A 13,825-nucleotide genomic window follows, 5' to 3' on the forward strand; every position below is an offset into this window, starting at 1 on the left:
GCTCGATGCCAGACTTTGCCTACGAGGATCTTCTCCCCGGCGCCGGCAGCAATGGGGCCGACGAGACGCCGTGGCGGCTGCTCACCACCGAGGGGGTCGCGACCGTCGAGGGACCGGACGGGCGGACCTTCCTGTCCGTCGCCCCCGAGGCACTGCGGCTGCTCGCGGAGACCGCCATGCACGACATCGCCCACTACCTGCGTCCGGGTCACCTCGCGCAGTTGCGCACGATCCTTGAGGACCCCGAGGCCAGCAACAACGACAAGTTCGTCGCCCTGGACCTGCTCAAGAACGTCAACATCTCCGCCGGCGGCATCCTGCCGATGTGTCAGGACACCGGCACGGCCATCGTCATGGGCAAACGCGGTCAGCACGTGCTGACCGAGGGCGACGACGAGGCCGCCCTGTCCCGGGGTGTCCACGACGCCTACACCAGGCTCAACCTGCGCTACAGCCAGATGGCGCCGGTGACCATGTGGGAGGAGAAGAACACCGGCAACAACCTCCCCGCCCAGGTCGAGCTCTACGCCGACACCGCGCCAGGCCATGAGACCGCCTACAAGTTCCTCTTCATGGCCAAGGGTGGCGGGAGCGCCAACAAGAGTTACCTCTACCAGGAGACCAAGGCGATCCTGAACCCCGATGCCATGATCCGCTTCCTCGACGAGAAGTTGCGCAGCCTCGGCACGGCGGCCTGCCCGCCCTACCACCTGGCCATCGTGATAGGTGGAACGAGTGCCGAATTCGCGCTCAAGACAGCCAAATACGCGAGCACGAAGTATCTCGATGCCCTCCCCGACCACGGTGACCCGGCCACCGGGCACGGCTTCCGCGACCGTGAGATGGAGGAGAAGGTCCTGGAGTTGACGCGCCAGTTCGGCATCGGCGCACAGTTCGGCGGCAAGTACTTCTGCCACGACGTGCGCGTCATCCGGCTCCCACGTCACGGCGCATCCCTGCCGGTCGCCATCGCCGTCTCGTGCAGCGCCGACCGCCAGTGCCTGGCCAAGATCACTCCCGAGGGCGTCTTCATCGAGCAGCTCGAGTTCGAGCCCGGTCACTTCCTGCCCGAGCAGACCGATGCCACTCTCGTGGAGGGCCACGAGGAGGCGGTCGGGGCCTCGTCGACCGGTCAGGGGGCCGTCGTGCCGATCGACCTCAACCGACCGATGGCCGAGATCCTCGCCGAGCTCAGCAAGCACCCGGTCAAGACCCGCCTGTCGCTGACCGGTCCGCTCGTCGTGGCCCGCGACATCGCCCACGCCAAGATCAAGGAGCGCCTCGACGCGGGTGAGGAGATGCCGGCATACCTCAAGGACCATCCGGTCTACTACGCCGGGCCGGCCAAGACCCCTGAGGGGATGCCGTCCGGCTCGTTCGGGCCGACGACGGCCGGTCGGATGGACTCCTATGTCGACCAGTTCCAGGCCGCCGGTGGCTCGATGGTCATGCTGGCCAAGGGCAATCGAAGCAAGGCGGTGACGGACGCGTGCAAGGCGCACGGAGGGTTCTACCTCGGCTCGATCGGCGGGCCGGCCGCACGCCTGGCGCAGGACTGCATCAAGGCAGTCGACGTCCTGGAGTACCCCGAGCTCGGCATGGAGGCGATCTGGCGGATCGAGGTCGAGGACTTCCCCGCCTTCATCGTCGTCGACGACAAGGGCGAGGATTTCTTTGCCTCCGTGACCCAACCGATGGCGATGACCATCTCGACCAGACCAGGACTGAAATCATGACGACGATGACCCCCTTTGACGACCTGCTCGCGGCCAACCGCGAGTACGCAGCGACCAACGACATCCTCGGGTTCGACGGCATTGCCCACGCCGGCGTCGCGGTCGTGACCTGCATGGACAGCCGGATCGACCCCTTGGGGATGCTCGGCCTCAAGCCGGGCGACGCCAAGATCTTCCGCAACCCCGGGGGGCGCGTCACCGGCAATGCGCTCGAGGCGCTCGTCCTGGCCGTGCACCTGCTCAACGTCGACCGGATCCTCATCGTCCCGCACACCCGGTGTGCCATGGCGTCGAGCACTGAGCAGGAGCTCCGCGACCGGATCTCGGCCTCGGCCGGCACCAGCGCGGCGTGGCAGGGCTTCCACGTCGTGCGGGACCAGCACCAAGCCCTGCGTCAGGACGTCGCCGCGGTCCGGTCACACCCCCTCATCAGCGGTCGCGCCGACGTCGGGGGCTTCGTCTACGACGTCGACACCGGCCTGCTCGCCACGATCGACTGACGCCGCACGTGGGGGTGGACCGCCAACGGCCGCAACCCGGCACGCGACCGACGACACCGGGGCAGGCCTGGGCCGTCCTGCGCGCAGGCAACGCTCGCTTCATGGCCGATGCGCGGGACCGTCCCCACCGGGACACCACGATCCGTCAGCGGCTGGCGCACAAGCAGAGCCCCTTCGCGGTGCTCTTCGGATGCGCGGACAGTCGTGTCGGCGCCGAGATCATCTTCGACCAGGGTCTGGGTGATCTCTTCGTCGCGCGGACAGCCGGGCACGTCGTCGATGTCAGCGTCCTCGGGTCGATCGAGTTCGGGATCGCCGAGCTGGGCATCCCGCTCGTCGTCGTCCTCGGTCACGACTCCTGCGGGGCGGTCGGGGCGACCATGGCAGCCGCCCGCTCGGGGGTGATGCCGCCGGGCTTCCTGCGCGACATCGTCGAACGCGTCACGCCCTCCCTCGTCGCCGCCCGGCGCCGCCACCCCGATCCCACGGTCGACGAGGTGGAACACGAGCACATCGGGCAGACCGTCGGCCTGCTCGCCGAACGCTCGGTGCTCATCAGTCGCCGTATCGCGCAGGGCCGGCTCGCGATCGTGGGCGTGCAGTATGCGCTCACCGAGGGCGAAGCCCGCCTCACCCATGTCGTCGGCGACGTGGGCCAGACACCACTCGACGACCGATGACGGGCCTGCGATGATGGGCATGCACGTCGACTCGCTGCGCATCCATCCACTCAAGAGCGGAGCCATCAGGCATCTGACCGCCTCGGGGGTCAGACGCTCCGGCCTCGTCGGCGACCGCGCCTGGATGGTCGTGGACGGTGACGGCGAGTGCGTCACGGCCAGGACCGATCGAGCCCTCTTCACGCTCACGGCAGAACCGTTGCCGGACAACGGCCTTCGGCTCACCTCGCGCGTTGGCGACGTCGTGGAGGTATGCCGTCCCGCCGCCGACGCGGCAACCGTCGCCGTGACTGTGCACCGCAGACCAGCGGCACCCGGCCTCATCGCAGCCGACGCTGCACAGGCCCTGGTCCGGTCGACCCTGGGTCGGGACGACGTCACCCTCGTGGCGTGCAGCGACCCCAACCAACGCCGTCTCCACCCGGAGTTCTCCCAGGAAGGGGACACCACGGCATACGCCGACGGCTATCCGGTGACCCTCGCGAGTCTGGCCTCGCTGCGGGAACTGCAGCGGCTGGGAGCCGGCGACCTGCCGATCGACAGGTTCCGGCCGAATGTCGTCATCGACGGCGACCTCGATCCCTTCGCGGAGGAGCAGTGGACGCGGGTGACGCTCGGGGAAACCATCTTTCGCGTCGCCACGGGCGTCGACCGGTGCTCGATGACCCTGCTCGATCCGCAGACCCTGAGGACCGGTCCCGAGCCGATTCGCACGCTGTCACGACACCGCACGTGGGAGGGGAAGACGTGGTTCTGCATCCACCTCATTCCGGAGTTGGCCGATGACCAGACCACAACGCTCGCGGTGGGTGACCTCGTCTCGATAGCGTGAGGCATGGCCTTCGACACCACCTTCCCCGACGGATTCCTCTGGGGCGCGGCGACCGCCTCCTTCCAGATCGAGGGTGCGACGACGGAGGGGGGTCGATCGGCCTCCATCTGGGACACCTTCGCCGCGATCGAGGGCAATGTCGCGAACAAGGACACCGGGGACCCGGCGTGCGAGCACTACCACCGAATGCCACAGGACGTCGTGATGATGAAGGCGCTCGGGCTCGACGCCTATCGCTTCTCGGTGGCGTGGCCACGGGTCATCCCCGACGGCGTCGGGGCCGTGAACGCGGAAGGGATCGACTTCTACGATCGCCTCGTCGATCAGTTGCTGGACAACGGGATTCGCCCCTTCGTCACGCTTTACCACTGGGACCTGCCGCAAGTGCTCGACGACCGCGGAGGCTGGTTGAGCCGTGACTCGGCACCGTGGTTCGGGGAGTATGCCGCGGCCGTGGTCGGTCGACTCGGTGACCGCGTCCGCAACTGGACCACGCTCAACGAACCCTGGTGCTCGTCCTTCCTGTCCTACTCGCTGGCGCACCACGCGCCCGGCCACGCGGACGAACTGGAGGGACTCCTCGCGGCGCACCATCTGATGCTCGCCCATGGCACGGCCGTGCCCATCATCCGCGACCTCTGCCCGGGCGCCGAGGTCTCGATCACCCTCAACCCCACACAGGTCCTCGGACCGGAGGACCCGACAGCGGCCGACCTCGATGCCGTGCGTCGCGCCGACAACAACTACAACGGCGTCTTCTATTCGCCGCTCTTCCACGGCGAATACCCGAACTCGATGCTCGAGGACGTCGCCCACCTGACCGACGGCTCGTTCATCCACGACGGTGACCTGGCCACCATCAGCGCCCCCTTGGACAACCTCGGCGTCAACAACTACTTCCCGACCCGGGTGCGGGCCGGCGACCCGGGGGCGAACCCGACGCGGCTCGCCGGCTGCGAAGGCGTCGAGGCCGTGGCTCCGCAGGGCGCGCTCACCGACATGGGCTGGGAGCAGAACCCGGACGCCCACCGCCAGATCCTGCTGCGGTCGGCACAGGAGAGCGGCCTGCCGGTCTACATCACCGAGAACGGCTCGGCCTGGGCCGACACCGTGAGCGCGGACGGCGCGGTCCACGACCCGGAGCGCACGGCATACCTCCACTCCCATCTCCAAGCGGTCCGGGAGGCGATCGACGAGGGTGCCGACATCCGGGGCTACTTCGCCTGGTCGCTGATGGACAACTTCGAGTGGGCCTTCGGCTACGACAAGCGCTTCGGGATCGTCCACGTCGACTACGACAGCCAGGTGCGGACGATCAAGGACTCAGGGCACGAGTACGCCCGGATTATCGCCGCCCACCACGGGCGGTCCTGACCGGCCCGACATCCCGGTCCTGTCACCGGTTGGTCACGATTTGGGACTTCGACGGGCTTCGTGACGCAGATGTGATTGCCTACGGCTCGGTGCGGTGCGACCGTTGCCCCACCATCACTGAAAAGGAGTTACCCGGTGTCCTTCACCTCTCGCCGGCGCGTCGCCATGACGGCTGCTGCCGCCCTTTCCGCTCTCGCGCTTGCCGCGTGCGGTTCCTCCGACAGCGGCTCGAGCTCGAGCTCGGGCTCGGGCTCCAGCGCCGCTGCTGACGGCGCCCCCACCCTGCTCAAGTCGGGCGTGCTCCAGGTCTGCACCCACCTGTCCTACAAGCCGTTCCAGTTCAAGGACGACAGCGGCAAGGTCGTCGGCTTCGACGTCGACGTGATGGACCTGGTGGCCAAGAAGCTCGGCGCGACGCAGGAGATCGTCGACATCGACTTCGCGCAGATCACCTCGGGCGCCGTCTTCGCCGCCAAGAAGTGCGACGCCGGCGCTGCGGCGACCACGATCAACGACAAGCGCAAGCAGGCCATTCTCTTCTCCGACCCGTACTTCGACGCCACGCAGGCGCTGCTGGTCAAGAAGGACTCGGGCATCACCGACCTCTCCGGCCTCAAGGGCAAGAAGATCGGCGTCCAGACCGACACCACCGGGGCCGACTACACCGAGAAGAACAAGGACGCCAACGGCTACGAGGTCGTCGTCTTCGACGACCTGCCCACGCAGCTCGCCGGCGTGCTCTCCGGCCGGGTCGACGCCGCCATCAACGACAACGGTGTCGTCTTCGACTACGCCAAGGACAACCCCACCACCGAGGTGACCAAGGAATTCAACACCGGTGAGCAGTACGGCTTCATGTTCAAGAAGGACGACGCCAATGGCACCGCCCTCGCGAAGGTGACCAACGAGGTGCTCACGGCGTCGAAGGCCGACGGCAGCTACAACGACATCTACAAGAAGTGGTTCGGCGTCGACGCTCCCAAGTGACGCGAAAGCCTTTTCACTCGCCGAGGGCGGCGGTACGGTTCAGTCCGTGCCGCCGCCCCGGCGCATTTCGCACGACCCGAATGACCCGGCGTTGACCGGCGACGAGCAGGAGTCCTCATGAGCACCGTGACGGCCGATCCGAGCAGCAAGCCCCGACTGTCACCGCGCAAACGAGCCCAGCGGATGCGATGGGCGCAGTATGCCGTGCTGGGAATCGTCACGATCCTCGCGATCTCGATGGCCAACTGGTCCCAGATCCAGTCGGTCTTCTTCCGCGGGGACATGATCCACGAGACCCTCACCCAGGGCCTGCCCAATGCCTTCAAGAACACCATCGTCTACACCCTGGGCGCCTTCGTCTTCGGCTTGGTGCTGGGCACGATGCTGGCTCTGATGCGCCTGTCGTCGGTCGGTCCCTACCGCTGGATCGCCACGACCTACATCGAGTTCTTCCGTGGCCTGCCCGCCATCGTCGTCTTCATCGCCTTCGGTCTGCTGCCACTGGCCTTCAACGGCCTGGTCATCCCGTTCGACCCGTACGGCACCGTCTGGATCGCGCTGGGACTGGTGGGTGCGGCATACATGGCCGAGACGATTCGCGCCGGCATCCAGGCCGTGCCCAAGGGCCAGGTCGAGGCGGCGCGTTCGCTCGGGATGCCGACCGGTACCGCGACGCGCAAGATCGTGCTCCCGCAGGCCTTCCGGATCATCACCCCACCGCTGACCAACGAACTGATCCTGCTCGTCAAGGACTCCTCCCTGGTCTACATCCTGGGCCTGTCCGCGCAAGGCTTCGAACTCACCAAGTACGGTCGCGCGATCGCCAACACGAATGCCAACCTGACCCCGCTGGTGATCGCCGGCTTCTGCTACCTGCTCATCACCCTGCCCCTGTCCATGGTCGTGCGGCGCATGGAAGCCCGCCAGAAGAAGGAGCGCTGACATGGCGACCCACCAGGTCTCCCGCGAGGTCGTCATCACGGTCGATGACCTGAAGAAGGCCTTCGGCCAGAACGAAGTGCTCAAGGGCATCACGACGTCGATCCACCGCGGCGAGGTCGTCTGTGTCATCGGGCCGTCCGGCTCGGGCAAGTCCACCTTCCTGCGCTGCCTCAACCTGCTCGAGCAGCCCACCTCGGGCAAGGTCGTCGTCGACGGGGTCGAGGTCACCGACCCCGACTGCGACATCGACAAGGTCCGCGCCGACATGGGCATGGTGTTCCAGCAGTTCAACCTCTTCCCGCACCTGTCGGTGCTCGACAACTGCACCATCGCGCAGGTGACGGTGCGCAAGAGCAACAAGGCCGAGGCCGAGAAGCGCGCTCGCAGCAACCTCGAGCGGGTCGGGCTCCTCGACAAGGAGGCGGCCTTCCCCGGTCAGCTCTCCGGCGGCCAGCAGCAGCGCGTGGCGATTGCGCGGGCGCTGTCGATGGAGCCCAAACTGATGCTCTTCGACGAGCCGACGTCGGCCCTGGATCCCGAGCTCGTCGGTGATGTGCTGTCGGTCATGCGCAAGCTCGCCTCGGAGGGCATGACGATGTTCGTCGTCACCCACGAGATGGCCTTCGCGCGCGATGTCGCGGACCGGGTGATCTTCATGGACGGTGGCTACATCGTCGAGGAGGGGCACCCGGACGAGGTCATCGGAAACCCGCAGCACCAGCGGACCCGCGCCTTTCTCGACCGCGTGCTCAATCCCACGAGCGTCGGCCAGATCGGTGGCGAGGACGAGGCGTATGCCGAGCGGCACCAGAGCGAGCCCGAGGCCGACGGCGACGGGGACATCTCCACGCTCTCGCCGGGTCAGCCGGGCCAGATCGGCCGCAGCACCTGAGCACCCCTGACACCCCTGACACCCCTGACACCCAGCGCTGACCCCAACCCAGCTTCTGCGTCACGCAGAAGGTGGGTTGACGACCGGTAATTACCGTGCGTGAAGACAATTTCTGCGTCACGCAGAAGCTGGGTTCTCAGAGGGTCAGGCGGTCCTTGACGACGGCCACGAGGCGCTGGGCGACATCCTGCGCCTGCTCAGCGGTGGCCGCCTCGACCATGACGCGCACGAGCGGCTCGGTGCCGGACTTGCGGAGCAGCACGCGACCGGAGCCGGCGAGCGCGGACTCCTCGGCGGCGATCGCCTCCTGAAGTACAGGGTCGGTCTCCACGCGGGCCTTGTCGACGCCCTTGACGTTGACGAGCACCTGCGGGAGGCGGGTCATGACGGTGCCGAGGTCGGCGATCGACCGGCGGGTCTGGGCCATCCGGGCGGCGAGCATGAGGCCGGTGAGGACCCCATCACCGGTCGTGCCGTGGTCGAGCATGATGACGTGTCCCGACTGCTCACCGCCGAGCGAGAACTTGCCCGCGCGCATTGCCTCGAGCACGTATCGGTCGCCGACCCCTGTCTGCCTGACCTCGATGCCCTCTCGCTGCATGGCCTGGAGGAGACCGAGATTGCTCATGACCGTCGCCACAAGGGTGTCCTGGGCAAGCGCCCCTCGCTCTTTGAGGGCCAGGGCAAGGATCCCCATGATCTGGTCGCCGTCGATCTCCTCACCGTCGGCGTCGACGGCCAGGCAGCGGTCGGCGTCCCCGTCATGGGCGATTCCCAGATCGGCACCGCGGTCGCGGACGGCGGCCTTGAGTCGGTCCAGGTGTGTCGAGCCGTAGCCGTCGTTGATGTTCAGTCCGTCCGGCGAGGCGCCGATCTCGAAGACGTCGGCCCCGGCCAGGCGGAAGACCTCGGGCGACACCTCGCTCGCTGCTCCGTGGGCGCAGTCCAGCACGACGGTGAGGTTGTCGAGCCGGTTGGGCAGGGAGGCCAGCAGGTGGGCGACGTAGCGGGCCTGACCGGCTCGGTTCTCGTGCACGCGGCCGACCTCGGCACCGATCGGCCGCTCCCAGGTGGCGTGCATCTGTGCGGCGATCTCGTCCTCGACCGCATCCGGGAGTTTGTGCCCGCCCGCCGCGAAGAACTTGATGCCGTTGTCGGGCATCGCATTGTGCGAGGCCGACAGCATGACCCCGAAGTGAGCATCCATGTCCGCGGTCAGGAAGGCCACTGCTGGGGTCGGCAGAACGCCGACGTTGTGCACGTCCACGCCAGCGGACGCCAGACCCGCCACGACCGCCGCCGACAGGAACTCTCCGGAGGCACGAGGATCGCGACCGACCACGGCCTTGGGCTTGCGCCCCGCCGCCCGCGCATCACGCCCCAGGACGTGCGCGGCCGCCGTCGCCAAGTTGAGGGCCAGCTCTGCCGTGATGTCGACATTGGCCAGGCCGCGCACACCATCGGTGCCGAAGAGTCGTGACATGAAAGGACCTTTCTGGGGGACCGCCGACGAACCTACCGTGAACGCGCGAAGGCGGCACCCACGAGGTGGGTGCCGCCTTCGGCATTCCCTTGCGTGCGCCTGATCCGTCGCCATGGGCACGAATCGCGCGGACGCACAGGGTGGGATCAGCGCTTGCTGTACTGGGGAGCCTTGCGGGCCTTCTTGAGACCGGCCTTCTTGCGCTCGGGCACGCGGGCGTCACGGGTGAGGAAGCCGGCCTTCTTCAGCGCCGGACGGTTCAGCTCCTCGTCGACCCCGTTGAGCGAGCGGGCGACGCCGAGACGGACGGCACCGGCCTGGCCGGAAGGGCCACCACCGTGGACGCGCACGAGGACGTCGTAGGCGCCGTCGAGCTCGAGCACCTTGAGCGGCTCGCCGACGATCTGCTGGTGCACCTTGTTGGGGAAGTAGTTCTCCAGGGTGCGGCCGTTGATCGTCCACTCGCCGGTGCCCGGCACGATGCGGACACGGGCCACGGCCTGCTTGCGGCGACCGGTCGCGCCACCGGGCGCGGACGCAGACGGACGGCGGGCCGGCTCAGCGGCGACGCTGGCGTCGGTCTCGGTCGAGTACGAGGAGATCTCGTTGTCGTCGGCGTCGGTGCCGACCTCGAAGTCGTTGGTCACGTCGCTCATCACTGGGCCACCTGGGTGATCTCGAAGGGCTTGGGCTGCTGGGCGGCGTGGGGGTGCTCGGCGCCGCGGTAGACCTTGAGCTTGGTCATCTGCTGGCGACCGAGGGTCGTCTTGGGGATCATCCCGCGGATGGCCTTCTCGACGGCCTTCTCCGGGAACTGGTCGAGCATCTCGACGTAGGAGCGGCTCTTGAGACCACCCGGGAAGCCGGAGTGGCGGTAGGCCTTCTTCTGCTCCGCCTTGGCGCCGGTGAGGGCGACCTTCTCGGCGTTGATGATGATGACGAAGTCGCCCATGTCGACGTGCGGGGCGAAGGTCGGCTTGTGCTTGCCGCGCAGCAGCGTGGCAGCCTGGCTGGCGAGGCGACCGAGCACGACATCGGTGGCGTCGATGACATGCCACTGACGCGTGGCGTCACTCGCCTTCGGGGTGAAGGTACGCACGAAAGTTTCCTTGCGTTGATCGGATGAGACGTATGCCGTGTGCTCCCGCGAGGGGTTCGCTCACCCTCGCCAGTGCGCACGACACAACCTCTCAAGTCTAGGGAGGCGCGGACCAGCCCCCAAATCGCCGACAGCTCCCCCCGAAACCCGTCCTGACCTGCGCAGATGCCTGACTCCACGGCATACGCACAACTATTTTGCAAACAGACTGTGCAAAGGTATTGTGCAATCCATGGCCGAACAGCCCTCCCACGTGCGCCTGGACTCGGCGTCCGTGAAGATCCTCGCCCACCCCCTGCGATCGCGTCTGGTCGGGGCCCTGCGCAATGGTGGGCCCGCCACGGCCACCGCCCTGGCGGGCGTCCTGGGGACCAACTCGGGGGCCACGAGTTACCACCTGCGCAAGCTGGAGGAGGTCGGACTGGTCGTCGACACCGGTGAGGGCGATGGCAAGCGCCGGGTCTGGGCGGCCTCAGCCGACTTCACCGTCTTCGACCCCAGCGACTTCGAGGGCGACGACGACGCAGAGGCCGCGTTCGGCTGGCTGGAGCGCGACTGGCTGCAGCACTTCACCGACAAGTTCGCGCGATGGCTCGACCTGCGCCCGGCCTGGCCGCGCGCCTGGGGAGACGCGGCCGGCATGGGCGACACCATGGTCGTCGTCACCCCCGAGCAGCTCAGCGCCATGACGGCCGAGATCGACGAGGTGATCGGTCGCTACCGCAGGGTCGGCCAGGGCAACCCCGAGGCCAAGCGCGTCGCGACCTATCTGTGCCACTACCCCGTCGACATGGAGCAGGTGCCGCGCCGGTGACCACGGCCCTCACCCGCGAGCGGGCCTACCGGGTCTTCCTGCTGCTCAACTTCACCCGCTGGTTCCCGGTCGGCTTCGTCGTCGGCATCTTCATCCTCCTGCAGACCAACCGCGGGCTCTCGATCGCGCAGGCCATGACGGCCGCTGCCGTGTCCGGATTCGTGTGTTTCGCCCTCGAGCTGCCCACCAGTGGCTTCGCCGATGCCTTCGGGCGACGAGCCGTCTATGTCGCGGCGGCAGGCATCAACGTCGTCACCGGCCTCGCCTATCTCTTCGCCCAGAGCTTCTGGCAGTTCGTCGGTGCCGCCGCCCTGATGGGGGCCTTCCGTGCCCTGGACTCCGGTCCGCTCGAGGCGTGGTTCGTCGACACCGTGCACGAGAGCGCGCCGGGCGCCGATGTCGACCAGGAACTGTCCCGGCAGGGCACCGTGCTGGGCGTCGGGATGGCCGTCGGCGCGCTGCTCAGCGGAGCCCTCATCTGGTGGCACCCGATCAAGGCCTTCCCGGCGATCGACCTCGCGGTCGCCGTCTTCGCGGCGCTCAACGTCATCCACCTGATCGCCACCCTCACCCTGCTCAAGGAGGCACCGCGCCCTGTCTCGTCCGGCGACCGGGAACGACGAGCCCTGGCCTCGGTCATGGAGGCGCCGGCGGTCATCAGGGGCGGGCTGCTGCTGCTGGCCCGCAATCGCGTGCTCCTGGGCCTGATCGGCGCCGAAATCTGCTGGTCGGTCGGGATGGTCGCCTTCGAGTCCCTGCTTCCGCTGCGTCTGGAGGAGATGCTCGGCTCGGCCCAGGCCGCCGGCGCCCTGATGGGGCCGGTCGCGGCCGTCGGCTGGGGCATCTTCGCCCTCGGGACCTGGCTGGCCGGGCGGCTGTCGAAGCGGTGGGGCGTCGCGCGCGCCGCGATGCTGGGCCGCGGACTGAACGCGCTCGGTGTCGTCGTCATGGGTCTGACCCTCACCCCGGCCCAACTCGTCGCGGCCTATCTGTTCACCTACACCATGCACGGGCTCAACGGCCCGCCGCACTCGGCGCTGCTCCATCGCGAGGCCTCGGCCCAGAACCGCTCGACGGTGTTGTCGATCAACTCGATGTTCGCCTTCCTCGCCTTCGGCATCGCCGGCCCGCTCGCCGGCCTCCTCGCCGACCACGCGTCCATCCAATCGGCGATGCTCACGGTGGGGCTGGTCTCGGCCCTGGGCATCGCGGCATACCTCCCGGCCCGTCGGGCCGAGCGCCTGCGACCGACCCCGGACGGCGCGTAGCCTCGGCCCTGTGAAGAAGCCCCCGCCCCGCTCCCCCAAGGCCGATCCACTCGACGTCATCGACCTCGATGCCATGCTCTCCGACGAGGAGAAGGACGTGCGGGCGATGGTGCGCCGCGTGGCCACCGACCTGTGTGGCGAGCACATCGCCCAGTGGTACGAAGATGGCCAGGTGCCCGCCCGCGAGCTCGCGCGGGAGTTCGGCAAGGCCGGGCTGCTCGGCATGCACCTGGACGGCTATGGGTGCGCGGGCATGTCTGCGGTGGACTACGGACTGGCCAGTGTCGAGCTCGAGGCGGTCGACTCGGGCATCCGCTCCCTCGTCTCGGTGCAGGGGTCGCTCGCGATGGGCGCGATCCACATGTTCGGCAGCGAGGAGCACAAGCAGCAGTGGCTGCCGTCGATGGCTGCGGGCGAGGCAATCGGCTGCTTCGGGCTGACCGAGCCGGACCACGGCTCCGATCCGGCCTCGATGACCACCCGCGCCCGCCGTGACGGCGACGACTGGATCCTGACCGGCCGCAAACTGTGGATCACCAACGGCTCGATCGCCGACGTCGCGGTCATCTGGGCCAACACCACCGACGAGCCGGGCGGGCGCGGCATCCGCGGCTTCGTCCTCCCCACGGACACACCGGGGTTCGCCGCACACGAGATCCACCACAAGCTCTCGCTGCGCGCCTCGGTGACCGCCGAGTTGACCCTCGACAGGGTCCGACTCCCCGGCGACGCGGTCTTCCCCGACGTGACCGGCCTCAAGGGCCCGCTCTCGTGCCTGTCCGAGGCGCGTTACGGCATCCTCTGGGGTGCGCTCGGCGCGGCCCGCACCTGCCTCGAGGCCGCCCGGCGCTACTCGATCGAGCGCACCCAGTTCGGGCGACCGCTCGCCGGCTTCCAACTCACCCAGGCCAAGCTCGCCTCGATGTCGACCGAACTGCAGCTCGGCCTGCTCCTCGCGCTCCACCTGGGCCGCCTCAAGGACTCGGTCGGGCTGCGGCCCGAGCAGGTCAGCGTCGGCAAGTTCAACAACATCACCAAGGCGATCGAGATCTGCCGGACCTCCCGCACGATCCTGGGTGCCAACGGGATCAGCGGCGAGTTCCCGATCATGCGACACGCGAACAACCTCGAATCGGTCCTGACCTACGAGGGCACCGCCGAGATGCACGCCCTCGTCCTCGGGCAGGCCCTGACAGGAGTGCCGGCCTTCCGCTGAGC

14 protein-coding genes are annotated in these 13,825 nt (G+C 68.1%); 11 read left to right on the forward strand and 3 right to left on the reverse strand.

Annotation, left to right across the window (positions count from 1 at the left end):
* Window positions 1-5 precede the first annotated feature (5 nt).
* The 8 genes from BN10_RS01155 to BN10_RS01190 all read left to right on the forward strand — a co-directional run bounded on the left by BN10_RS01155 (window position 6) and on the right by BN10_RS01190 (window position 7,943).
* Window positions 6-1,736, forward strand: coding sequence for a fumarate hydratase (locus tag BN10_RS01155; protein WP_010849305.1), 1,731 nt, complete (start codon window positions 6-8; stop codon window positions 1,734-1,736).
* Window positions 1,733-2,236, forward strand: a complete 504-nt coding sequence (locus BN10_RS01160; RefSeq protein ID WP_010849306.1) for a beta-class carbonic anhydrase — start codon at window positions 1,733-1,735, stop codon at window positions 2,234-2,236. Before BN10_RS01155 ends, BN10_RS01160 begins: the two co-directional genes overlap by 4 nt.
* Before the next feature lie 101 nt (window positions 2,237-2,337).
* On the forward strand, window positions 2,338-2,916 hold the full coding sequence (locus BN10_RS01165) for a carbonic anhydrase (RefSeq protein WP_051369766.1): 579 nt from the start codon (window positions 2,338-2,340) through the stop codon (window positions 2,914-2,916).
* 19 nt (window positions 2,917-2,935) lie between these two features.
* A complete protein-coding gene (locus tag BN10_RS01170) occupies window positions 2,936-3,748 on the forward strand; it encodes an MOSC domain-containing protein (protein WP_040752181.1) in 813 nt (270 codons plus the stop codon).
* A 3-nt stretch (window positions 3,749-3,751) separates the two neighbouring features.
* Complete coding sequence (locus BN10_RS01175; RefSeq protein ID WP_010849309.1) at window positions 3,752-5,122, forward strand: GH1 family beta-glucosidase; 1,371 nt, start codon at window positions 3,752-3,754, stop codon at window positions 5,120-5,122.
* 135 nt (window positions 5,123-5,257) lie between these two features.
* A complete protein-coding gene (locus BN10_RS01180) occupies window positions 5,258-6,109 on the forward strand; it encodes a transporter substrate-binding domain-containing protein (RefSeq protein WP_010849311.1) in 852 nt (283 codons plus the stop codon).
* A 117-nt stretch (window positions 6,110-6,226) separates the two neighbouring features.
* A complete protein-coding gene (locus BN10_RS01185; protein ID WP_010849312.1) occupies window positions 6,227-7,051 on the forward strand; it encodes an amino acid ABC transporter permease in 825 nt (274 codons plus the stop codon).
* 1 nt (window position 7,052) lies between these two features.
* Entirely contained in the window at window positions 7,053-7,943 is an 891-nt protein-coding gene (locus BN10_RS01190) for an amino acid ABC transporter ATP-binding protein (protein WP_010849313.1), read from the forward strand.
* A 136-nt stretch (window positions 7,944-8,079) separates the two neighbouring features.
* On the opposite strand, the gene glmM is transcribed toward BN10_RS01190, so the two are convergent.
* The 3 genes from glmM to rplM all read right to left on the reverse strand — a co-directional run bounded on the left by glmM (window position 8,080) and on the right by rplM (window position 10,525).
* Window positions 8,080-9,426, reverse strand: a complete 1,347-nt coding sequence (gene glmM, locus BN10_RS01195) for a phosphoglucosamine mutase (protein WP_010849314.1) — start codon at window positions 9,424-9,426, stop codon at window positions 8,080-8,082.
* 146 nt (window positions 9,427-9,572) lie between these two features.
* A complete protein-coding gene (gene rpsI / locus BN10_RS01200) occupies window positions 9,573-10,082 on the reverse strand; it encodes a 30S ribosomal protein S9 (protein WP_010849315.1) in 510 nt (169 codons plus the stop codon).
* Entirely contained in the window at window positions 10,082-10,525 is a 444-nt protein-coding gene (gene rplM / locus BN10_RS01205; RefSeq protein WP_010849316.1) for a 50S ribosomal protein L13, read from the reverse strand. The genes rpsI and rplM overlap by 1 nt, the downstream gene beginning before the upstream one ends.
* Window positions 10,526-10,757: 232 nt before the next feature.
* Here rplM and BN10_RS01210 point away from each other — a divergent pair, with 232 nt between their 5' ends.
* The 3 genes from BN10_RS01210 to BN10_RS01220 are packed head-to-tail and all read left to right on the forward strand — an operon-like array spanning window position 10,758 to window position 13,823.
* Window positions 10,758-11,339, forward strand: coding sequence for a winged helix-turn-helix domain-containing protein (locus BN10_RS01210; protein ID WP_010849317.1), 582 nt, complete (start codon window positions 10,758-10,760; stop codon window positions 11,337-11,339).
* Window positions 11,336-12,607, forward strand: coding sequence for an MFS transporter (locus tag BN10_RS01215; protein ID WP_010849318.1), 1,272 nt, complete (start codon window positions 11,336-11,338; stop codon window positions 12,605-12,607). The genes BN10_RS01210 and BN10_RS01215 overlap by 4 nt, the downstream gene beginning before the upstream one ends.
* Before the next feature lie 10 nt (window positions 12,608-12,617).
* The gene (locus BN10_RS01220) at window positions 12,618-13,823 is read left to right on the forward strand and encodes an acyl-CoA dehydrogenase family protein (RefSeq protein ID WP_010849319.1); all 1,206 of its coding nucleotides are present in this window, start codon (window positions 12,618-12,620) and stop codon (window positions 13,821-13,823) included.
* The last annotated feature ends 2 nt before the right edge of the window (window positions 13,824-13,825 follow it).

This window comes from Phycicoccus elongatus Lp2 (assembly GCF_000367525.1).
In the GTDB taxonomy this organism is placed as follows: domain Bacteria; phylum Actinomycetota; class Actinomycetes; order Actinomycetales; family Dermatophilaceae; genus Phycicoccus_A; species Phycicoccus_A elongatus.

Excerpts from the sequence above, each read along its gene's own strand:
- BN10_RS01160 (WP_010849306.1), top strand. The coding sequence starts at position 1,733 with ATGACGACGATGACCCCCTTTGACGACCTGCTCGCGGCCAACCGCGAG.
- BN10_RS01190 (WP_010849313.1), top strand. The coding sequence starts at position 7,053 with ATGGCGACCCACCAGGTCTCCCGCGAGGTCGTCATCACGGTCGATGAC.
- BN10_RS01165 (WP_051369766.1), top strand. The coding sequence starts at position 2,338 with ATGGCCGATGCGCGGGACCGTCCCCACCGGGACACCACGATCCGTCAG.
- BN10_RS01175 (WP_010849309.1), top strand. The coding sequence starts at position 3,752 with ATGGCCTTCGACACCACCTTCCCCGACGGATTCCTCTGGGGCGCGGCG.
- BN10_RS01185 (WP_010849312.1), top strand. The coding sequence starts at position 6,227 with ATGAGCACCGTGACGGCCGATCCGAGCAGCAAGCCCCGACTGTCACCG.
- rpsI (WP_010849315.1), bottom strand. The coding sequence starts at position 10,082 with ATGAGCGACGTGACCAACGACTTCGAGGTCGGCACCGACGCCGACGAC.
- glmM (WP_010849314.1), bottom strand. The coding sequence starts at position 9,426 with ATGTCACGACTCTTCGGCACCGATGGTGTGCGCGGCCTGGCCAATGTC.
- BN10_RS01170 (WP_040752181.1), top strand. The coding sequence starts at position 2,936 with ATGCACGTCGACTCGCTGCGCATCCATCCACTCAAGAGCGGAGCCATC.
- BN10_RS01210 (WP_010849317.1), top strand. The coding sequence starts at position 10,758 with ATGGCCGAACAGCCCTCCCACGTGCGCCTGGACTCGGCGTCCGTGAAG.
- BN10_RS01155 (WP_010849305.1), top strand. The coding sequence starts at position 6 with ATGCCAGACTTTGCCTACGAGGATCTTCTCCCCGGCGCCGGCAGCAAT.